The organism is Streptomyces sp. NBC_01431 (genome assembly GCF_036231355.1).
Classification (GTDB): Bacteria; Actinomycetota; Actinomycetes; order Streptomycetales; family Streptomycetaceae; genus Streptomyces.
This window is the reverse complement of the sequence record NZ_CP109496.1, coordinates 2,222,378-2,243,819: the sequence shown is the minus strand read 5'-3', so window position 1 is coordinate 2,243,819 and position 21,442 is coordinate 2,222,378. Positions and strand designations below refer to the sequence as shown.

Genomic DNA, 21,442 nt, shown 5'->3' with positions numbered 1-21,442 from the left:
CTGCCCCTCCCCGCGTACTCCGCCCGCTGCCCCCTCGTTCGAGTGGCCCGACGCGAGTTGCCGTGGCGGCCGGCCGTCGCCCTGGTAGCGGTAGTGCATGCCGCCCACCCCGCGCCCCCGCCACCCCCGCCTGCTGCGTGCCGTGCTGCTGGTCGCCGCCGCAGCGTCCGTCGTGGCCGCAGCCCTGCCCGCCCCCATGCCACTGGGCATCGGCGATCCGCTCTTCCCCAACCTGGGCAACCCCGGGTACGACGTGCTCGCGTACGACATCGGGTTCACCTATCTCGGGGACAACAAGAAGCCGTTGGAGGCCGTCACGACCATCGACGCCGTCGCGACGGACGGGCTCGACCGGATCAACCTCGACTTCGCCCGGGGCACGGTGCACGGCGTCGAAGTGAACGGCCGGCCGGCCGAGTTCGCGACCGCCGACGAGGATCTGGTGGTCACCCCGCAGCGCCCGGTGTACCCGGGTGAACCGCTGCGGATCACCGTGCGGCACACCAGCGACCCCAACGGGGCGCGTGACGGCGGCTGGGTGCGGACCACCGACGGCCTGGTGATGGCCAATCAGGCCGACGCCGCGCACCGGGTGTTCCCGTGCAACGACCACCCCTCCGACAAGGCTCTCTTCACGTTCCACGTGAGCGCCCCACCGGACGTGACGGTCGTCGCCAACGGGGTGCCGAGCGGGCGCGAGCGGCACGGCGGCCAGATCGTGTCGACGTACCGCAGCAGGCACCCGATGGCGACCGAACTCGCCCAGGTCTCGATCGGCCACTCGGCGGTGCTGCACCGCGAGGGGCCGCACGGGCTGCCCATCCGCGATGTGGTTCCCGCCGCGGACAAGACGAAGCTGGAACGCTGGCTGAAGAAGACGCCCGCGCACATCAACTGGATGGAGCGCCAGGTCGGCAGGTACCCGTTCGAGACGTACGGGGTGCTGATCGCCGGGGCGGACACCGGGTTCGAGCTGGAGACGCAGACGCTGACGCTGTTCGAGCGGTCACTGTTCCTGCGGCCCGAGTTCCCCGAGTGGTACGTCGACTCGGTGATGGTGCACGAGCTGGCGCACCACTGGTTCGGCGACAGCGTCTCGCCCCGCGCCTGGTCGGACCTCTGGCTGAACGAGGGCCACGCCACCTGGTACGAGGCGCGGTACGCGGAGGAGCACGGAAAGTGGTCCATGGAGAAGCGGATGCGGGACGCCTACGCCCAGTCCGACGGCTGGCGCGCGGCGGGCGGACCGCCGGCGGAGCCGCGGCGCGCCGCGCCCGGACAGAAGATCGGCATCTTCCGGCCGATCGTCTACGACGGCAGTGCGCTGGTCCTCTACGCCCTTCGCCAGGAGATCGGGACGCAGGCCTTCGACCGCCTCGAACGCCGCTGGGTGCGCGACCACCGGGACTCGACCGCCACGACCGCCGACTTCTCCGCGCTGGCCTCGCAGATCGCGGGGCGTGACCTGTCCGGCTTCTTCAAGGCATGGCTGTACGGGGCCAAGACTCCGCCCATGCCGGGGCACCCCGACTGGCACAGCCAGGCGCCGAAGCACGCCTGACCGCGCGGGGACCGGAAAACCGGGGTGACGGCCCCGGAGACACCGTGCGACCATCGTTCACGTCGGCGGCGCCGCCGGGGCCGGATTCCGTTCGGGAATCATTCGGGTCCATTACGCGTTGTGACCGACGAAGCCGGATTTCCCGCGGGGGACTCCGGTCCGGAATTCCAACGACGTAAAGGATCCAATGACCTCCTCTTCATCCCCTTCCCAGGACGAGCAGAGCTTCGCGGACACACACCGCACGGAGAGCCTTCGGGCCGATGCCCTGATGGAAGAGGACGTCGCCTGGAGCCACGAGATCGACGGAGCGCGGGACGGCGACCAGCTGGACCGCTCCGAGCGTGCCGCGCTGCGGCGCGTGGCGGGCCTCTCCACCGAGCTCGAAGACGTCACCGAGGTCGAGTACCGGCAGCTGCGCCTGGAGCGCGTGGTGCTGGTCGGCGTATGGACCACGGGGACGCTCCTGGACGCGGAGAACTCGCTCGCGGAGCTCGCGGCCCTCGCCGAGACGGCGGGGGCCCTGGTGCTCGACGGCGTCTATCAGCGCCGCGACAAGCCCGACCCAGCCACCTACATCGGCTCCGGCAAGGCGCAGGAGCTGCGGGACATCGTGCTCGAATCCGGCGCGGACACGGTGGTCTGCGACGGTGAGCTCAGTCCGGGCCAGCTGATCCACCTGGAAGACATCGTCAAGGTGAAGGTGGTCGACCGGACCGCGCTGATCCTCGACATCTTCGCCCAGCACGCCAAGTCCCGTGAGGGCAAGGCGCAGGTCTCGCTGGCACAGATGCAGTACATGCTGCCGCGGCTGCGTGGCTGGGGTCAGTCGCTGTCCCGGCAGATGGGCGGCGGCGGGTCGAGCGGTGGCGGCGGTATGGCCACCCGTGGTCCCGGTGAGACCAAGATCGAGACGGACCGTCGGCGGATCCGCGAGAAGATGGCGAAGATGCGCCGTGAGATCGCGGAGATGAAGACCGGCCGCGAGATCAAGCGCCAGGAGCGGCGCCGCAACAAGGTGCCTTCGGTCGCCATCGCCGGTTACACCAACGCCGGAAAGTCCTCGCTGCTCAACCGCCTCACGGGCGCGGGCGTGCTGGTGGAGAACGCGCTGTTCGCCACCCTCGACCCGACGGTGCGCCGGGCCGAGACGCCCAGCGGGCGGCTGTACACGCTGGCGGACACCGTCGGATTCGTACGGCACCTGCCGCACCACCTCGTCGAGGCGTTCCGCTCCACCATGGAGGAGGTCGGGGATTCGGACCTGATCCTGCATGTCGTGGACGGCTCGCATCCGGCGCCGGAGGAGCAGCTCGCCGCCGTGCGTGAGGTGATCCGCGATGTGGGCGCCGTCAACGTGCCCGAGATCGTGGTGATCAACAAGGCGGACGCGGCGGACCCGGTCGTGCTCCAGCGGCTGCTGCGGATCGAGCGGCACTCCATCGCGGTCTCGGCCCGCACGGGCGAAGGCATGGCGGAACTGCTCGCGCTCATCGACTCCGAACTGCCGCGCCCTGAGATCGAGATCGAGGCCCTGGTGCCCTACACCGAGGGGCAGCTGGTCGCGCGGGCGCACGCCGAGGGCGACGTGATCTCCGAGGAGCACACCGCGGAGGGCACCCTGCTCAAGGCGCGGGTGCACGAGGTGCTCGCCGCCGAGCTGGCCCCCTATGTGCCGGCCGCGCACTGAAGGACGAGCGTCGACCGAGCGGCAGGCCGCACGCGGCCGGCTCCGCTGACGCGGGACCGCACGGCGCAAGGTGTGTACGACGCAAGGCCCGCCCCCTCGAAGGAGGGAGCGGGCCTCGCGTCGTATCCGGAGCCGTATCCGGGGCCGGGTGTTACTGACCGCCGTACTTCGAGCTCATCGAGTCGAAGAGCGCCTTGGCGCCGGCGCCGAGCTGCGGGCCGGCCAGCCAGCCCGAAGTGACCGGGCCGATGGACGTGTTGGACACCAGCTGCGCCTTGCCGTCGGGGCCGTTCATGAACCAGCCGCCGCCGGAGGAGCCGCCCGTCATGGTGCAGCCGATGCGGTACATGGCGGGCGTGCCCGGACTGATGGAGAGCTGGCCGGGACGGTCGAGACACTTGAACATCTGGAGACCGTCGTACGGCGGCGCCGCCGGGTAGCCCCAAGCGCCCATGGTCGCCACGGACTTGGCCCGCGGGGCGGAGAAGTTGACCGTCAGCGCGTTGCCGACCGTCTCCTCCAGAGACTTGCCGCCGTTCTCCGGCTTCACGTGCAGAACCGCGTAGTCGTACGGTGCGCCCGTGCCGCCCGTCGGGCCGCCGTCGTTGATCCACTCATTCGACGTCGAGGCCCAGTCGGCCCAGTACACGCCGTAGGGGGCGATCTCCTGCGGCTGCGCGTTGTTGAGCGCCGCGGCCGACTTGCCCTGGTCGTTGTACGAGGGGACGAAGGCGATGTTGCGGTACCAGCCGCCGGTGCCGCCCTGGTGGACGCAGTGGCCCGCGGTCCACACCATGTTGGACTTGCCCGGGTGGGCCGGGTCCTTCACGACGGTGCCCGAGCACACCATGGGGCCCTCGGGGGAGTCGAAGAAGACCTTGCCGACCGGGGCTGCGAAGTCGTGGTAGGGCAGCTTCTCCTGGACGGCCTTGACGGGCGCGGGCTCGGGGTCGGAGATGCCCGTACCGCCGTTGACGTCACCGGCCGCCATCGTCTTTTGCGGGTCCTTGGCGGACTTCATCCGCTCCGGCTTCCACAGGCCGGCGATCACCGGGTTGACGAAGTCCTTCGCGTCACGAAGCCACTTGTCCTTGTCCCAGTTCTTCCAGCCGCCGTCCTTCCACTTGGAGAGGTCGACCCCGTGCTTCTTGAGGGTGTCGGCCAGGTCGGCCGGAGAGGCTGCGTCGCCCTTGGCCTGGGCGGAGCCCGAGGCGGACGGCTTGCTGTCCGCGTTGTCGCCACCGGGGCCACATGCGGTGGCGGTGAGCGCGAGAGCCGCGGCGAGGCCGGAAGCGGCCAGCAACGGACGTATGGATCGCATGAGAACGATTCCCCCTGATGAGCCTGCCCGACGAGGACAGGTTTTGCCATGAACTTGTCATTGCGGTGGGCGGACGTGTGCACGGCCGCCCACCGCGCAGCCCCCTACTATGCCTGCTCGGCACAGGGAGGACGAACGGGGGTCCAGGCGTTCACAGGACCCCCGCAACGTCTACTGACCCGCGTACTTGGTGCTCACGGAGTCGTAAACACCCTTGGCCTCCTTGCCCAGGCGCGGGCCGGCCAGCCAGCCCGCCGTGACCGGGCCGATGGAGGTGTTCGAGACGAGCGACGGCTTGCCGTCCGAGCCCGTGGCGATCCAGCCGCCGCCGGAAGAACCGCCGGTCATGGTGCAGCCGATGCGGTACATCGTCGGCAGGCTCGCATCCAGCGAGAGCCGGCCGGGCTGGTCCTTGCACTGGTACAGCTTCTGGCCGTCGTACGGGGGCGCGGCCGGGTAGCCGTTGGCCGTCATGGCGCCGATCTTCGGTACGGCCTGGGCGTTGAAGTCCACCGCAAGCGCGCCGCCGACGGTCTCCTCAAGGGACTTGCCGTTCGAGCCCTTCTCCGGCGTCACGTGCAGCACCGCGAAGTCGTAGGGAGCACCCTGGCCGCCGGTCGGGCCGCCGCCCTCGATCCACTGCTGCGACGTCTGCGCCCAGTCGGCCCAGAAGACACCGTACGGAGCGATCTGCTGCTTGGTGGCCTTCTGCAGCTGAGCCATCGGCAGGTCGGAGCTGTTGTAAGAGGGGACGAAGGCGATGTTGCGGTACCAGCCGCCCTTGGCGCCCGCGTGCACACAATGGCCCGCGGTCCACACCATGTTGGACTTGCCGGGGTGCGCCGGGTCCTTCACGACGGTCGCGGAGCAGACCATGGAGCCTTCGGGGCTGTCGAAGAACAGCTTGCCCAGCTCCGGAAGGCTCTGGTGGTACGGAGCCTTCACACCGGCGGCCTTGACGGGAGCCGGCGTCGGGTCCGTCACGCCCTTGTCGCCCGAGATGTCATTGGGGACGGCCTTCTCCGGGGGCTTGTCCGCCTTGCGCATCCGGTCCGGGTCCCACAGGCCGGCGATCACCGGGTTGACATAGTCCTTCGCCTCACGAAGCCACGTGTCCTTGTCCCAGTTCTTCCACTCGCCGTTCTTCCACTTGTCCAGGTCGATCCCGTGCTTCTTGAGCTGGTCCTTGACATCGTCCGGTATCTGGAGCTTGTCGTTGCCGCTCGCGGCCGCCGACGCCGACGGCTTGCTGTCGGCGACGGAGTTGCCGGGCCCGCACGCGGTGGCCGTCAGCGCGAGGGCTGCCGCCAAGCCGAGTGCTGCCAGCACGGGCGTGCCCCCGCGACGCGCTCCCCTCCCCGTACGCACGGCGGGTGTCGGGCGTGTCGGTCGCATGTCGTATTCCCCCTGGGACTTCGTCATCACAGCGTCTTCGTCTTCTGAACTCGAAACAGCGGCACCGCAGGACGGTGCCTCAGTGCCGCCCCCACTATGCCGGTGCCGGAGGGGACGGTACGCGGCAGGGCCGCGGTTCCCTCCCGCCGGACCTTCGGGCGCCCCGGTAAGGCGAACCTTGCCCCGGGGCAAGGAACTTCCCGTCAGGCCGTGATCCTCCGATGGCGGCGTCGTTGGTACGTACGGGGGACATCAGGACAGCGTTCAGCCTGGGCGTACGCGCCACGCAACGGACGCGAAACGGAACCGTCACAGCGGGAGGACCAGCAGCCGTGTCCGTGACCCAACCAGCTCCGACGGCGCTGCCCACCACCCAGGAGGGCATCCTGCGACGGCAGTCCCTCCGGGAGTCGGCGGCCCGCACCTATGCCCGCTCGCTGCCCATCGTGCCGGTGCGGGCCCGCGGGCTGACGATCGAGGGCGCGGACGGCCGGCGCTATCTCGACTGCCTCTCCGGAGCCGGGACGCTGGCGCTCGGGCACAACCACCCCGTGGTGCTCGAAGCCATCCGCAAGGTCCTCGACTCGGGCGCGCCGCTGCACATCCTGGATCTCGCGACACCGGTCAAGGACGCCTTCACCACGGAACTGTTCGCCACCCTGCCGCGCCCACTCGCCGAGAACGGCCGCATCCAGTTCTGCGGACCGGCCGGCACGGACGCGGTGGAAGCCGCCCTGAAACTGGTCCGCACCGCCACCGGCCGTACCGGGATGCTCGCGTTCGCCGGCGCCTACCACGGCATGACCGCCGGCGCCCTCGCCGTCTCCGGCGGCGCCCCGGACGTACGGGTGACGCGGCTGCCCTATCCGCAGAACTACCGCTGCCCGTACGGGATCGGCGGCGAGCGCGGGGCCGAAATCGCCGCCCGCTGGACCGAGAACCTCCTCGACGACCCCAAGGGCGGGGTGCCCGCACCGGCCGGGATGATCCTCGAACCGGTGCAGGGGGAGGGCGGGGTGATCCCGGCCCCCGACGTCTGGATGCGCCGGATGCGCGAGATCACCGCGAGCCGATCCATCCCGCTGATCGCCGACGAGGTGCAGACCGGAGTCGGGCGCACCGGCACCTTCTGGGCCGTCGACCACAGCGGGGTGGTGCCCGACGTGATGGTGCTCTCCAAGGCCATCGGCGGCTCGCTGCCCCTCGCGGTGATCGTGTACCGGGACGGCCTCGACGCCTGGCGGCCGGGCGCGCACGCCGGAACGTTCCGCGGCAACCAGCTGGCCATGGCGGCCGGCACGGCGACGCTCGCGTACGTTCGCGCGAACCGGCTCGCCGACCGGGCCGCCGTCCTCGGCGCCCGGATGCTGGGCCACTTGGAAGGGCTCGCCGCCGACCACCCCTGTATCGGCGACGTACGGGGCCGCGGCCTGATGATCGGCGTCGAGCTCGTAGACCCGGAGCGCGAGGACCTCAGCTCCGGCAACCCGCCGCCACCCGCACCGGCCTTCGCCGCCGCGGTCCAGCAGGAGTGCCTGCGGCGCGGGCTCATCGTCGAACTCGGCGGCCGCCACTCCAGCGTGGTACGCCTGCTGCCGCCGCTCACGCTCACCGACGAACAGGCCACGGCCGTCCTCGACCGGCTCGCCGATGCCTTGGCCGCCGCCGCGGGCTCCCCGCACGCGAGGGCCGTCGCGCGCCAACGGGCCGAGGCCGGACCGTCCCACTGACCCTGGACCACCACACGAGCTCCCAAGGAAGACCTCCGTGAATCCCACTCCCGTGCCCGACGCGCACGAGGCCGAGGGCCACCCCATCGCCCACTGCGGCCCGCTGGTGGCCGAGCCGACTACGGTGCCGCACCAGAAGGCGGGGATCCACGGCGAACGTCTGACCGCCCCCGACGATTCCGGGCTCACCTCCGCCGACCCGCTCGACGCCCCCGATCCGCAGGCCGCCGCCGAAACGGCCGCCGTGGAGAACCTGCTGCGCTGCTGGGTGCGGGAGAACGACACCGCCGCGCCCCAGGGGACGGCGCTGCGCATTCCCCTGCCCGCCAGCGGCACCGCCCTGCTGGTGCCCGTGCCGTACTGGTCCGCCACCGGCTGGCACCGGTTCGCCAGGCCGTCCCTGGAGGGCGGCCGCCACGGTGCCCCGCCCGCCGACGCCGTCACGGTAGCCGCCCTCCTGGGACGCGAGGCGGGCCAGAGCGAAGGCGCCGATCTGGTGGGCCGGGTCGCCGATTCCGTACGCCGCACCGCCGACTTCATCGCCGATCGACGCACCCGCCCCGGCCCCCACGAAGCAGCCGACCTCTTCCTCACCGCCGAACAGTCCCTCCTTCTCGGCCACCCGCTGCACCCCACCCCCAAGAGCCGCGAGGGCCTGTCCGAGGCCGAAGTGCGCCGCTATTCACCCGAGTTGTACGGCTCCTTCCCGCTGCGCTGGATGGCCGTCGACGCCTCCGTCCTGGCCGCCGACTCGGCCTGGGCGGAAGGCGGCCGCACCATCGCCGCCCCGGAGCTGGCCCACCGGCTCGCGGACGGCCTCCAACTCCCGCCCGGGACAACCCCGTTGCCCCTGCACCCCTGGCAGGCCCGCGACCTCGTGCAGCGCCCCGCCGTCGCGGCACTGCTCGATGCGGGACTCCTGCACGACCTGGGTCCGCACGGCGGGGACTGGTACCCCACCTCCTCCGTCCGCACCGTCCACCGGCCGGGCGGCGAGGCCATGCTCAAGCTGTCGCTGGGTGTACGCATCACCAACTCCCGCCGTGAGAACCTCCGTAAGGAACTCCACCGGGGGGTGGAGGTCCACCGACTGCTGCGGGCCGGTCTCGCCGAGGAGTGGCAGTCCGTCCACCCCCGCTTCGACATCGTCCGCGATCCCGCCTGGCTCGCCGTCGACACCCCGGACGGCGAACCGGTCCCGGGGCTCGACGTCATGGTCCGCCACAACCCCTTCGGCCCCGGTGACGACGCCGTCTGCATCGCCGGGCTCACCGCGCCTCGCCCCATGCCGGGCCGTCCCGGGACGCCCTCGCGCCTCGCCGACATCGTGCGGCGGCTCGCCGCCCGCACCGGCCGGCCCACCACGGCCGTCTCCGCCGAGTGGTTCCTGCGCTACCTCGACCAGGTCGTACGCCCCGTGCTCTGGCTGGACGGCACCGCGGGCGTCGCCCTCGAAGCCCACCAGCAGAACACCATCGTCCTGCTCGACCCCAACGGCTGGCCCATCGGCGGCCGATACCGCGACAACCAGGGCTACTACTTCCGCGAGTCCCACCGCGCTGCCCTGGAGCACCGGCTGCCCGGCATCGGCGCCGTCAGTGACACCTTCGTCCCCGACGCCGTCACCGACGAGCGCTTCGCCTACTACCTCGGCATCAACAACGTCCTCGGCCTCATCGGAGCCTTCGGCGTCCAGCACCTCGCCGACGAGCGCGTCCTGCTCGCCGCCCTGCGCCAGTTCCTCACCCGGGCCACCGCCCTCGGCTCGCCCCTGCCCGCCCACCTGCTGGACAGCCCGACCCTGCGCTGCAAGGCCAACCTGCTGACCCGGCTGCACGGCCTGGACGAACTCGTCGGCCCCGTCGACACGCAGTCGGTCTACGTCACCATCACCAACCCCCTTCACACCCCCGGAACATGACCCGTACGAATTGCTGAGAGAGGAGCGTCGCCGTGCCTCCCACCGATGCGAGCACCGACGCCGGCGCAGGCCCGACCCCCACAGCAGGGGAGACGGCCGACGACACCCTGGACCTGCACCTGCCCGACGAGCTGGTCGCTCTGTTCGGCGACACGGACACCGGACCGGACAGCTCGCCCCCGGCCGGGCCGGGCAAGCCCCGCGGGTCCGGCCCCGTCGGCAGCCCGGGTGCCGCCCGGCCGGCCACGGCGGATCCCGCCGCAGCCCAACCTCTCGCCGCCGACAGCGCTCGCCTTGGCAGCGCCCCCGGGCCGCTGTCAGGCGGTGCTCACCGCCGGGCCACCGTGCACCCCGTCGTGCAGGATCTGCTCGATTCCCCCGGCGACTGGGCACCGGCCACCACATCGGTCGGCGTGTTCCATCTCGTACCCGTACGTCTCGAACGCGACCTCCCCCTTCTCACCCAGTGGATGAACGACCCTGCCGTGGCGGCCTTTTGGGACCTCGCAGGGCAGGCGTCCGTCACCGCCGCCCATCTGCGTGCCCAGCTGGACGGCGACGGTCGCAGCGTGCCCTGCTTGGGCGTCCTCGGCACAACTCCCATGAGTTATTGGGAGATCTACCGCGCGGATCTGGACCCGTTGGCCCGCCACTACCCGGCCAGGCCTCACGACACCGGCGTCCATCTGCTCATCGGCGGTGTCGCCGACCGCGGCCGGGGTGTGGGAACCACCCTGCTCCGGGCCGTCGCCGACCTGATCATCGACAACCGCCCGCACTGTCCCCGCGTGATCGCCGAACCCGATCTGCGCAACACCCCCTCCGTCTCCGCGTTTCTCAGTGCCGGCTTCCGCTTCCACGCGGAAGTCGACCTTCCCGACAAGCGAGCCGCCCTGATGGTCCGCGACCGCGCGCTGCGGAACCTGCTGTGAACGCCTCGCCGCTCCGCATACACCACCAGCCCCGCATCGGTTCCACCCCGAGGACTCTCCGTGCCGAAACCTCCCTCTCCCCATGACTCCGCCGGCCCCCTCGACCCCGAAGCCCAGCCCGGTCTGCTGGCCCCACCCGAGCTGAACCGCGCGTCCTGGGACCGCGCCGGCCGCCTCCTCCTCGCGAAGATGATCGGTGCCTTCGCGTACGAGGAAATCGTGACACCAACGGTAGGGCCCACCACTGACAACGCCGGTCCGGCTGGGAAAACAGCAGGTCAGTACGGGTTCTCCCTCGACGACGGCAGCACGTTGTCCTTCTGGGCCGGGCGCGGCGCGTACGGCGGCTGGCAGGTGGACCCCGATTCGGTCCGGCTGATCGGCCGCAGCGCAGAGCCGGGCGAGCAAGGTCCCGACGACCGGTCCCACCCGGACGGCGAGGCCCTCGGTGACCCGATCCGCTTCCTCGCCCTCGCCCGCCGAACCCTCGGCATCGACGGCGCCACATTCGGCCACCTCGTCAGGGAACTCTCCGCCACGCTCTCCGCGGACTGCCGACTCCAAGCCACCGCCCTGTCGGCCGCCCAGCTCGCCGACCTCGGCTACGCGGAACTGGAAGGCCACCAGACCGGGCACCCCTGGCTCGTACTCAACAAGGGCAGGCTCGGCTTCTCCGGCGACGACGCCGCCCGCTGGAACCCGGAGGCCCGCATTCCGGGCCGGCTGCCCTGGATCGCGGTCCGCAGGGACATCGCGACCTACCGCGGCGTCGAGGCGCTCGCCACCCCGGAACGGCTCTACGCGCGCGAACTCGACGAACCCGTCCAGGTCGCGTTCGCCGACGCGCTCCGGGCCCGGGGCCTCGACCCGGCTTCGTACCTCTATCTGCCCGTGCACCCCTGGCAGTGGACCGAGATGATCCTTCCGCTCTTCGCCGCCGCTGTCGCCGACAACGCCATCGTGCCCCTCCCCACCGACGGTGACGTACGGCTGCCGCAACAGTCCATCCGCACCTTCCTCAACCTCGCGCGCCCCGATCGCCACACCGTGAAACTGCCGCTGTCCATCCTCAACACCCTGGTCTGGCGCGGGCTCCCCACGGAACGGACCATCGCCGCCCCGGCAGTCACCACCTGGGTGCAGGGACTGTGCGTGGCGGACGCGTTCCTGCGCGACGAATGCCGGGTGATCCTGCTCGGCGAGGTGGCCTCGATCGCCGTCGAGCATCCGCTGTACGACCGCATCGGGGAAGTCCCCTACCAGTACAAGGAGTTGCTCGGGGCGATCTGGCGCGAGCCGTTGCAGCCGAGGCTGGCGCCGGGGGAGCGGGCCCGGACGCTGGCCGCGCTGCTCCACACCGACCCCGCGGGCCGCGCCTTCACGGCCGAGCTCGTCAGCCGTTCCGGCCTCGCGCCCCACGTGTGGCTGCGCCGCCTGTTCGGTGCCTTATTGCCGCCACTCCTTCATTTCCTCTACCGCTACGGAACGGTCTTCTCGCCGCACGGCGAAAACGCCATCGTCGTCTTCGACGACCAGGACGTGCCCGTGCGCCTGGCGATCAAGGACTTCGTGGACGACATCAATGTGAGCGCCGAGCATCTGCCCGAACACGATTCGATGCCCGAAGACGTCCGGAGGATCTTGCTCACCGAGGCGCCCTCCTTCCTCACGCAATTCATTCATTCGGGGCTCTTCGTGGGAGTCTTCCGGTTCCTGGCTCCCCTGTGCGAGGACCAACTGGGCGTCCCCGAGGCCGACTTCTGGGCCCTCGTGCGCGACGAGATCCTGCGCCACCAGGCGCGATTCCCGCACGACAAGGACCGGCACGAAGCCTTCGACCTGTTGGCCCCCCGGATCGAGCGGCTCTGCCTCAACCGGAACCGTCTGTACACCGACGGCTACCGGGACCGCCCCGAGAGGCCGCACGCCACGGTCCACGGCACGGTCGCGAACCCGCTCGCTCCGCCGGAGTGATCGGATTGTCAGTGGCGAGCCTTAGGGTGGACTGGCTATGACAAAGCCTTCACTCCCCGAGCTCCTGCACGCCGCCGTCACCGCCGTCGGCGGTGTGGAGCGGCCTGGCCAGGTCACCATGGCCACGGCTGTCGCCGACGCCGTCGACGACAGCTCCCACCTGCTGGTCCAGGCCGGGACGGGCACCGGAAAGTCCCTCGGCTATCTGGTGCCGGCCCTGGCGCACGGGGAGCGCGTCGTGATCGCCACGGCGACGCTGGCGCTCCAGCGGCAGCTCGTGGAGCGCGACCTGCCGCGCACGGTGGACGCGCTGCACCCGCTGCTGCGGCGCCGCCCGCAGTTCGCCATGCTGAAGGGCCGCTCCAACTACCTGTGCCTGCACCGCCTCCACGAGGGCGCGCCGCAGGACGAGGACGAGGGGCTCTTCGACCAGTTCGAGTCGGCCGCGCCCACCAGCAAGCTCGGCCAGGACCTGCTCAGAATGCGGGACTGGGCGGACGAGACCGAGACGGGCGACCGTGACGACCTGACGCCGGGCGTATCGGACAAGGCATGGGGCCAGGTCTCGGTGTCCTCCCGCGAGTGCCTGGGCGCGACGAAGTGCGCGTACGGGGCGGAGTGCTTCGCCGAGATGGCTCGCGAGCGCGCCAAACTCTCCGACGTCGTCGTCACCAACCACGCGCTGCTCGCCATCGACGCGATCGAGGGCGCTCCGGTGCTCCCGCAGCACGAGGTGTTGATCGTCGACGAGGCCCATGAGCTGGTCTCGCGGGTCACCGGCGTCGCTACCGGCGAGCTCACTCCGGGTCAGGTCAACCGGGCCGTGCGACGTAGTGCCAAGCTGGTCAACGAGAAGGCGGCCGATCAGCTCCAGACCGCGGCCGAGGGCTTCGAGCGGTTGATGGAGCTCGCCCTGCCGGGCCGCCTGGAGGAGATTCCGGAGGACCTGGGCTATGCGCTGATGGCGCTGCGCGACGCCGCTCGCACGGTGATCTCCGCGATCGGATCCACCCGCGACAAGTCCGTCCAGGACGAGGACGCCGTGCGCAAGCAGGCCCTCGCCATGGTGGAGAGCGTGCACAACGTCGCGGAGCGCATCACCAATGGCTCCGAGTACGACGTCGTCTGGTACGAGCGCCACGATCGCTTCGGTGCCTCGCTGCGGGTCGCCCCGCTCTCGGTGTCCGGCCTGCTGAGGGAGAAGCTCTTCGCGGACCGGTCGGTCGTGCTGACCTCGGCCACGCTCAAGCTGGGTGGCGACTTCAACGGGGTGGGCGCCTCGCTCGGCCTCGCTCCCGAGGGCACCGGCGGCGAGGACGTGCCGCAGTGGAAGGGCCTCGATGTCGGCTCGCCCTTCGACTATCCCAGGCAGGGGATCCTGTACGTCGCTAAGCACCTGGCCACGCCGGGCCGTGAGGGCTCACGCGCCGACATGATGGATGAACTGGCCGAACTGGTCGAGGCGGCCGGAGGCCGGACCCTCGGCCTGTTCTCCTCGATGCGAGCCGCCCAGGCGGCCGCCGAGGAACTGCGCGGGCGGCTGGAGAATCCGATCCTGCTCCAGGGCGAGGAGACCCTGGGCGAGCTGATCAAGTCCTTCGCCGCCGACCCGAAGACCTGTCTGTTCGGCACGCTGTCCCTCTGGCAGGGCGTGGACGTCCCCGGGCCGAGTTGCCAACTGGTGATCATGGACCGGATCCCGTTCCCGCGCCCCGACGATCCATTGATGAGCGCCCGCCAGAAGGCGGTGGAGCAGGGCGGCGGCAATGGCTTCATGGCTGTCGCGGCCACCCACGCCGCACTGCTCATGGCACAGGGCGCGGGGCGTCTGGTCCGGGCGACCGGAGACCGGGGCGTCGTCGCGGTGCTCGACCCACGGCTGGCCAACGCCCGCTACGGCAGCTATCTGCGGGCCTCACTGCCCGACTTCTGGTACACCACGGACCGTAACCAGGCGCGACGCTCGCTCGCCGCGATCGACGCGGCGGCCAAGGCCGACGGCAAGTAGGGGCCGACTGGCCCTGCCCTCGCTCGTAGTGCGGCAGGTCCCGCTCGTAAGGCCTGGAGCCTGGGCCGGACCACCAGCCCGCCCAGGCGTGCTCGCGGGGCCCTCCCAAGGACAGAGCAGGGCCCCGGGACCGGCGCAGGAGGTCCCGGGGCCCGGTCAGAGCCGGCGGTGGTCGTCAGACCCGCCGGAGCACCGCCACGACCTTGCCGAGAATGGTCGCATCGTCGCCGGGGATCGGCTGGTAGGCGGCGTTGTGCGGAAGCAGCCAGATGTGGTTGTCCTCGCGCTTGAAGCGCTTCACCGTGGCCTCGCCGTCCAGCATCGCGGCGACGATGTCACCGTTCTCGGCTACGGGCTGGCGGCGAACCGTGACCCAGTCGCCGTCACAGATGGCGGCTTCGATCATCGAGTCTCCGACGACCTTCAGGACGAACAGCTCGCCGTCCCCGACCAGCTGGCGGGGGAGGGGGAAGACGTCCTCGACCGATTCCTCGGCGAGGATCGGGCCACCGGCCGCGATGCGTCCGACGAGCGGCACATATGAGGCGGCGGGCTTGCCGGTGGTGTCGGTGGGCTGACTGCTCGGCTGGTCGGAGCCGCGTACCTCGTACGCGCGCGGCCGGTGCGGGTCGCGACGCAGGAAGCCCTTGCGCTCCAGGGCCATCAGCTGGTGGGCGACGGACGAGGTGCTGGAGAGGCCGACTGCTTGACCGATCTCCCGCATCGACGGCGGGTAACCGCGCCGCTGCACGGAGTCCCGGATGACTTCGATGACCCGCCGCTGCCGGTCGGTGAGCCCAGAGCTGTCCGCCCTGATCCCTGGAGGTCGGCCGGGCAGCGAGCGGGCAGGCCGTGAGGCCTCCGCTCCCTGGTTCGTGACTGCGTCATTCATGGCATGCACCGGCTCAAGTCGGGTCTGGGAGCGGTCCTGGGCAGTGATGGTGGCACTGTCTGCGGTGGTGGTCACGTCGGCCCCTCTCGATTGGTCTCCCTAGCTGGACAACGGTAGTTGCTTTCGAAAGGTTGCGCCAAACACACGTTCGAGTGAAAAAATACAGAACGCGTTACGTGGCCTTGCGGGTGGGTGTATGTGCGAGTCCCGGACTAGGGGCCCGTCGAACGGCAATTCGGTCGATTACGGTACCCTTCATCGCCGGGGCGGACGCTTGGCGACCTCCCCTCAGGGACCTTTCCAGCGGCTGCCGCGCGTCGCTTGCGACGGCGGTGCAGCGACGCACAGTCTGTCATCCGGCACCCCTCGATCCACGGCTGCCACGCGCTTCCCGTAATCTCGTGGACGGCCGGAAAGTGCCGGGTCGCGGGCGGGATCCAGTGACATGCGGTAGGGCGTGGCAGGCGGCAAAACCCTAGATCTAGTGGTTGGATTGGTGTAGCCGCCCAGAAGTTGTGGTCCATGGTCCTTCAAGACCCCGGCCATCGCCTATGCTTGTGGTCGCTTCGCGGGTGGGGTTTCGGGCCCGGTGAGGCTATTCAGTCGTGCTGTGAAGGAGGGTTGGGAACCATGCACTGCCCCTTCTGCAGGCACCCCGACAGCCGTGTCGTCGACAGTCGTACGACCGACGACGGCACGTCGATCCGCCGGCGTCGTCAGTGCCCCGACTGCTCCCGTCGCTTCACGACGGTGGAGACGGCCTCACTGATGGTGATCAAGAGGTCGGGCGTCACTGAACCCTTCTCGCGCACCAAGGTCATCTCCGGCGTCCGCAAGGCATGCCAGGGGCGGCCCGTCACCGAAGACGCGCTCGCCAAACTCGGCCAGCGGGTCGAAGAGGCGGTGCGCGCCACCGGCAGCGCCGAGCTGACCACTCATGACGTGGGGCTCGCCATACTCGGCCCGTTGCAGGAGCTCGACCTCGTCGCGTACCTGCGCTTCGCGTCCGTTTACCGAGCTTTCGACACGCTCGAAGACTTCGAGGCCGCCATCGTGGAACTCCGCGAGCGGCGGCCCCCCACAGACCGATCAGACGAGTGCGTGGCCGGCGCGACCCCCGAGGTCCCCGTGCCCGCCACCGCTGCCGACTGACCACGGGGCCGTACCGGCCCGCGGTCGCCGATCGGCGGCAATCCAGGACCTGCCAGGGGTGCGCTTCTGCTGCGCCCGTGGCAACAGACAAACACCGTGCCTTGGGAACATTCAGGCACTTTTGGGCGTTTTTGCCCGCGTATGGGAGGCGGCAATGACAGAGACGGCGAGCGGCCCGGCACGAGGTTCCCGAGCCAAGGGTTCCAAGGCCACCAAGGGTCTGCGTATCGAGCGCATCCACACCACCCCCGGCGTGCATCCGTACGACGAGGTGGCCTGGGAGCGCCGTGACGTCGTCATGACCAATTGGCGCGACGGCTCGGTCAACTTCGAGCAGCGTGGCGTCGAGTTCCCCGACTTCTGGTCGGTGAACGCGGTCAACATCGTCACCAGCAAGTACTTCCGCGGGGCCGTCGGCACCCCGCAGCGCGAGACCGGCCTCAAGCAGCTGATCGACCGGATCGTCAAGACCTACCGCAAGGCCGGTGAGGACTACAGCTACTTCGCCTCCCCCGCCGACGCCGAGATCTTCGAGCACGAGCTGGCGTACGCCCTCCTGCACCAGATCTTCAGCTTCAACTCCCCGGTGTGGTTCAACGTCGGAACGCCCCAGCCGCAGCAGGTCTCGGCCTGCTTCATCCTGGCCGTCGACGACTCCATGGAGTCGATCCTCGACTGGTACAAGGAAGAGGGCATGATCTTCAAGGGCGGCTCCGGTGCCGGCCTGAACCTCTCCCGCATCCGCTCCTCCAAGGAGCTGCTGTCCTCCGGCGGCAACGCCTCCGGCCCGGTCTCCTTCATGCGCGGTGCCGACGCCTCCGCCGGAACCATCAAGTCCGGTGGCGCCACGCGCCGCGCGGCCAAGATGGTCATCCTCGACGTCGACCACCCCGACATCGAGAACTTCATCGAGACCAAGGTGAAGGAAGAGGAGAAGATCCGCGCCCTGCGCGACGCGGGCTTCGACATGGACCTGGGCGGCGACGACATCACGTCCGTCCAGTACCAGAACGCCAACAACTCGGTCCGTGTGAACGACGAGTTCATGAAGGCCGTCGAGGCCGGCGGCAAGTTCGGCCTGCGTGCCCGCATGACCGGTGACGTCATCGAAGAGGTCGACGCCAAGTCGCTCTTCCGCAAGATGGCCGAGGCCGCGTGGGCCTGCGCCGACCCCGGCATCCAGTACGACGACACCATCAACCACTGGCACACCTGCCCCGAGTCCGGCCGCATCAACGGCTCGAACCCGTGCAGCGAGTACATGCACCTGGACAACACGTCCTGCAACCTCGCGTCCCTGAACCTGATGAAGTTCCTCAAGGACGACGGCAAGGGCCACCAGTCCTTCGAGGTCGAGCGCTTCGCCAAGGTCGTCGAGCTGGTCATCACCGCGATGGACATCTCCATCTGCTTCGCGGACTTCCCGACCCAGAAGATCGGCGAGAACACCCGCGCCTACCGCCAGCTGGGCATCGGCTACGCCAACCTCGGCGCCCTGCTGATGGCCACGGGTCACGCCTACGACTCGGACGGCGGCCGCGCGCTCGCCGGCGCCATCACCTCGCTGATGACGGGCACCTCGTACAAGCGCTCCGCCGAGCTCGCCGCGGTCGTCGGCCCGTACGACGGTTACGCCCGCAACGCCGAGCCGCACCAGCGCGTCATGAAGCAGCACGCCGACGCCAACGCCGTGGCCGTGCACGTGGACGACCTGGACAACCCGATCTGGGCCGCTGCCACGGAGGCCTGGCAGGACGTCATTCACCTCGGTGCGAAGAACGGTTTCCGCAACGCGCAGGCCTCGGTCATCGCGCCCACCGGCACCATCGGTCTCGCGATGTCCTGCGACACCACCGGTCTTGAGCCCGACCTCGCCCTGGTCAAGTTCAAGAAGCTGGTCGGCGGCGGCTCGATGCAGATCGTGAACGGCACGGTGCCGCAGGCGCTGCGCCGCCTCGGCTACCAGGAGGAGGCGATCGAGGCGATCGTCGCCCACATCGCCGAGAACGGGAACGTCATCGACGCCCCGGGCCTGAAGACCGAGCACTACGAGGTCTTCGACTGCGCCATGGGTGAGCGTTCCATCTCCGCGATGGGCCACGTCCGCATGATGGCGGCCATCCAGCCGTGGATCTCGGGCGCCTTGTCCAAGACGGTCAACCTGCCCGAGACCGCCACGGTCGAGGACGTCGAAGAGGTCTACTTCGAGGCGTGGAAGATGGGCGTCAAGGCGCTCGCCATCTACCGCGACAACTGCAAGGTCGGCCAGCCCCTCTCCGCGAAGACCAAGGAGAAGGAGAAGGAGAAGGAGGCGGTCACCGCCAAGGCCGAGGACACCATCCGTGCCGCGGTCGAGAAGGTCGTCGAGTACCGTCCGGTCCGCAAGCGCCTCCCCAAGGGCCGCCCGGGGATCACCACCTCCTTCACGGTCGGTGGCGCCGAGGGCTACATGACCGCCAACTCCTACCCGGACGACGGCCTGGGCGAGGTCTTCCTCAAGATGTCCAAGCAGGGCTCCACCCTCGCGGGCATGATGGACGCCTTCTCCATCGCCGTCTCCGTCGGCCTCCAGTACGGCGTGCCGCTGGAGACGTACGTCTCGAAGTTCACCAACATGCGCTTCGAGCCGGCCGGCATGACGGACGACCCGGACGTGCGGATGGCGCAGTCGATCGTCGACTACATCTTCCGCCGCCTGGCGCTGGACTTCCTGCCGTTCGAGACCCGCTCGGCGCTCGGCATCCACTCCGCCGAAGAGCGTCAGCGCCACCTGGAGACCGGTTCGTACGAGCCGAGCTTCGAGGACGACGAGATGGACGTCGAGGGCCTGGCCCAGTCCGCGCCGCGCCAGACGGAGACCCTGAAGGCCGTCTCGTCCCCGACGCCGGTCGCGGTCGAGGCCCCGAAGGTCGCGCACACCTCCGCGGAGCTGGTGGAGATGCAGCTCGGCATCAGCGCGGACGCGCCGCTCTGCTTCTCCTGCGGTACGAAGATGCAGCGGGCGGGCTCCTGCTACATCTGCGAGGGCTGCGGCTCGACCAGCGGTTGCAGCTGAAACGGGCACGATCGCGTCGGACACACCGTCCGACGTAGTCCGCGCGGGTAGCTGACCAGCAGCTCACGAAGGGGACCGGTCCAAGGGCCGGTCCCCTTCGTCGTGTCCGTGGCGGATGACCCGCGCTGCCGCGCCTGACGACCCACCGGGCCTCCCGGCGGCCGCCTTTGGAATGCGCCCGAACGAACGGGGCCGGGCCGTTGGCCTCGGCGCAGGGCGCGCGACACGGTGGAGCGACGCCGTCCTCCACGTCAGGCGACGGCGGCCCCCATAGCGGCGATGAAGGCATCCGGGTCAAGGTCGAACCCGTGGATGTTCTCCCGGAATTCCCAGGAGCCGGACTCGGCGCGGACGAACTCCGCCACCGTTGTGGCTCTGGCGTCGCCCACCTCGCGGAAGTCGTGGTTCGACAGTTCGGCATGTCCGTCACGGACGCGGACGCCCGGGTTGGCGACTTCGCCGAACACAAGGCGCCCCGCCCGCTGTTGGATGACCACGCCGACCACCACACGTGCTTGGTCGGCGGCCATACGGGCGAGGTCCAGGGTCATGACCTCGTCGTAGCCGAGTCCCTGGCCGGTCTGGCTGTCCCGGTTCAGTTCGATCGTGCCGTCCGGTGAACGGCTGCCGAAGTACACCACGTAGGCGGGCGATCCGTAGGGGGCGAGTGCCGGATAGACGCCCGCGACCACATCGAGGTCGTGGGCGGGCGAGCCGAGCGGGCTGGGGTCCCATCGGAGCGCCACCTCGACCATTGAGAGCCCTTTGCTTATGCCGCTCATCCAAACCCCTCCCCGAGCCTTAGCCGCAGCCCCGCGTGCTTCCCATGCTGACACGTTCAGGGAGGAATCCGACCTGTGGACGCCGACCTCGAACAATGGGTTGGTGCGCGGCGCGGGGTGCGGTGATCATTGTGCGGGGTGGGGGCCGACAGGGCCGCCGGGACCTTCGGGGGATCGCGATGTGGAACGGTCAAGACATCGATGTGGAGGCGTACTTCGGGCGGATCGGCTACGACGGTGACGCGTCGCCCACGCTTCGTACCCTGCGGGAGCTGCACCGTGCGCATGTGCTGGCCATACCGTTCGAGAACCTGGACGTGGCGCTCGGCCGCGGTGTGCCACTGGACGTCAAGAGCCTGCTGAGCAAGCTCGTTGGGCAGGCGCGCGGAGGCTACTGCTACGAGCAGAACTCGCTGTTCGCCGCCGTACTGGAGCGCCTCGGCTTCGAGGTCGGCGGGCGTGGGGCCCGCAACCGGTCCCGCGGCACCGTGCTGCCACCGGTGACCCATGCGCTGCTGGTGGTCACCGTCGATGGCGAACCATGGCTGTGCGACACGGGGTTCGGGAGTCAAGGGCCGCTCGAACCGGTGCCGCTGCGGGACGGCGCGGTGGTGGAGCAGGGCGGCTGGACCTTCGGGATCAGCACCGAAGCCGATGGAACCCAGGTGCTGCGGTCCCTGCGGCCCGAAGGCTGGGTCGACCTCTACGCCTTCGCCCCGCAGACGCTCTACCCCGCCGACTTCACGGTCATGAACCACTACAGCTCCTCGCACCCCCAGTCCCGCTTCGTGGGCCAGGTCGTGGCACAGCGGACGTCGCCCGGAGTGCGGTGGGGCCTGGTCAGGGATGAGCTGACCACGGTGCGTACGGACGGAACGGTGGAGCGGCGCAGAGTGCCCGCGAACGAGCTCGGCCGGGTGTTGTCAGAGGTCTTCGCTATCGTGATGGAGCAGTCGGATCTCGTACAACTGGGTGCATTGGGGGTGGGTTGAGTGACCGGGATTCTCGGCCCCGTGTTCGGCGTTGAAC

General features: G+C 69.9%; 14 protein-coding genes. 10 read left to right on the top strand and 4 right to left on the bottom strand.

Annotation, left to right across the window (positions count from 1 at the left end; genetic code table 11):
* Positions 1-97 precede the first annotated feature (97 nt).
* The gene (locus OG522_RS10265) at positions 98-1,561 is read left to right on the top strand and encodes a M1 family metallopeptidase (protein ID WP_329462650.1); all 1,464 of its coding nucleotides are present in this window, start codon (positions 98-100) and stop codon (positions 1,559-1,561) included.
* A 187-nt stretch (positions 1,562-1,748) separates the two neighbouring features.
* Positions 1,749-3,251 carry a GTPase HflX gene (gene hflX, locus OG522_RS10260; protein ID WP_329462649.1) on the top strand — a complete coding sequence of 501 codons (1,503 nt, stop codon included), beginning with the start codon at positions 1,749-1,751 and terminating at the stop codon, positions 3,249-3,251.
* Positions 3,252-3,402: 151 nt separating this feature from the next.
* Here hflX and OG522_RS10255 read toward each other — a convergent pair whose 3' ends face one another.
* Together OG522_RS10255 and OG522_RS10250 are read right to left on the bottom strand one after the other, a co-directional pair.
* Positions 3,403-4,572, bottom strand: coding sequence for a trypsin-like serine peptidase (locus OG522_RS10255; protein WP_329462648.1), 1,170 nt, complete (start codon positions 4,570-4,572; stop codon positions 3,403-3,405).
* 171 nt (positions 4,573-4,743) lie between these two features.
* Positions 4,744-5,967: a trypsin-like serine peptidase gene (locus OG522_RS10250; RefSeq protein ID WP_329462647.1), complete on the bottom strand. Its 1,224-nt coding sequence runs from the start codon at positions 5,965-5,967 to the stop codon at positions 4,744-4,746.
* A gap of 332 nt (positions 5,968-6,299) precedes the next feature.
* Between OG522_RS10250 and OG522_RS10245 the strand changes: the two genes are divergently transcribed.
* From OG522_RS10245 to OG522_RS10225, 5 genes are read left to right on the top strand one after another with little or no spacing between them, the layout of a single operon-like run.
* Positions 6,300-7,697, top strand: coding sequence for a diaminobutyrate--2-oxoglutarate transaminase family protein (locus OG522_RS10245; protein ID WP_329462646.1), 1,398 nt, complete (start codon positions 6,300-6,302; stop codon positions 7,695-7,697).
* 37 nt (positions 7,698-7,734) lie between these two features.
* A complete protein-coding gene (locus OG522_RS10240; RefSeq protein WP_329462645.1) occupies positions 7,735-9,618 on the top strand; it encodes an IucA/IucC family protein in 1,884 nt (627 codons plus the stop codon).
* A gap of 32 nt (positions 9,619-9,650) precedes the next feature.
* Positions 9,651-10,550: a GNAT family N-acetyltransferase gene (locus OG522_RS10235; protein WP_329462644.1), complete on the top strand. Its 900-nt coding sequence runs from the start codon at positions 9,651-9,653 to the stop codon at positions 10,548-10,550.
* Between the two features lie 60 nt (positions 10,551-10,610).
* Positions 10,611-12,524 (top strand): IucA/IucC family protein, encoded by a 1,914-nt coding sequence (locus tag OG522_RS10230; RefSeq protein ID WP_329462643.1) that lies wholly within the window; start codon positions 10,611-10,613, stop codon positions 12,522-12,524.
* 37 nt (positions 12,525-12,561) lie between these two features.
* Positions 12,562-14,532, top strand: a complete 1,971-nt coding sequence (locus OG522_RS10225; RefSeq protein WP_329462642.1) for an ATP-dependent DNA helicase — start codon at positions 12,562-12,564, stop codon at positions 14,530-14,532.
* A gap of 175 nt (positions 14,533-14,707) precedes the next feature.
* On the opposite strand, the gene lexA is transcribed toward OG522_RS10225, so the two are convergent.
* On the bottom strand, positions 14,708-15,499 hold the full coding sequence (gene lexA / locus OG522_RS10220; RefSeq protein ID WP_329462641.1) for a transcriptional repressor LexA: 792 nt from the start codon (positions 15,497-15,499) through the stop codon (positions 14,708-14,710).
* A gap of 555 nt (positions 15,500-16,054) precedes the next feature.
* On the opposite strand from lexA, the gene nrdR reads away from it, so the two are divergent.
* Both nrdR and OG522_RS10210 read left to right on the top strand, forming a co-directional pair.
* On the top strand, positions 16,055-16,576 hold the full coding sequence (gene nrdR / locus OG522_RS10215; RefSeq protein WP_329462640.1) for a transcriptional regulator NrdR: 522 nt from the start codon (positions 16,055-16,057) through the stop codon (positions 16,574-16,576).
* Between the two features lie 154 nt (positions 16,577-16,730).
* The gene (locus tag OG522_RS10210) at positions 16,731-19,631 is read left to right on the top strand and encodes a vitamin B12-dependent ribonucleotide reductase (RefSeq protein WP_329462639.1); all 2,901 of its coding nucleotides are present in this window, start codon (positions 16,731-16,733) and stop codon (positions 19,629-19,631) included.
* Between the two features lie 251 nt (positions 19,632-19,882).
* Here OG522_RS10210 and OG522_RS10205 read toward each other — a convergent pair whose 3' ends face one another.
* Positions 19,883-20,413 (bottom strand): TerD family protein, encoded by a 531-nt coding sequence (locus OG522_RS10205; protein ID WP_329462638.1) that lies wholly within the window; start codon positions 20,411-20,413, stop codon positions 19,883-19,885.
* A gap of 179 nt (positions 20,414-20,592) precedes the next feature.
* Here OG522_RS10205 and OG522_RS10200 point away from each other — a divergent pair, with 179 nt between their 5' ends.
* On the top strand, positions 20,593-21,405 hold the full coding sequence (locus OG522_RS10200; RefSeq protein ID WP_329462637.1) for an arylamine N-acetyltransferase family protein: 813 nt from the start codon (positions 20,593-20,595) through the stop codon (positions 21,403-21,405).
* Positions 21,406-21,442: the final 37 nt, after the last annotated feature.

Coding starts and splice junctions, on each gene's coding strand:
- OG522_RS10265 (WP_329462650.1), top strand. CDS start 98: ATGCCGCCCACCCCGCGCCCCCGCCACCCCCGCCTGCTGCGTGCCGTG.
- hflX (WP_329462649.1), top strand. CDS start 1,749: ATGACCTCCTCTTCATCCCCTTCCCAGGACGAGCAGAGCTTCGCGGAC.
- OG522_RS10255 (WP_329462648.1), bottom strand. CDS start 4,572: ATGCGATCCATACGTCCGTTGCTGGCCGCTTCCGGCCTCGCCGCGGCT.
- OG522_RS10250 (WP_329462647.1), bottom strand. CDS start 5,967: ATGCGACCGACACGCCCGACACCCGCCGTGCGTACGGGGAGGGGAGCG.
- OG522_RS10225 (WP_329462642.1), top strand. CDS start 12,562: ATGACAAAGCCTTCACTCCCCGAGCTCCTGCACGCCGCCGTCACCGCC.
- nrdR (WP_329462640.1), top strand. CDS start 16,055: ATGCACTGCCCCTTCTGCAGGCACCCCGACAGCCGTGTCGTCGACAGT.
- OG522_RS10210 (WP_329462639.1), top strand. CDS start 16,731: ATGACAGAGACGGCGAGCGGCCCGGCACGAGGTTCCCGAGCCAAGGGT.
- OG522_RS10205 (WP_329462638.1), bottom strand. CDS start 20,413: ATGAGCGGCATAAGCAAAGGGCTCTCAATGGTCGAGGTGGCGCTCCGA.
- OG522_RS10200 (WP_329462637.1), top strand. CDS start 20,593: ATGTGGAACGGTCAAGACATCGATGTGGAGGCGTACTTCGGGCGGATC.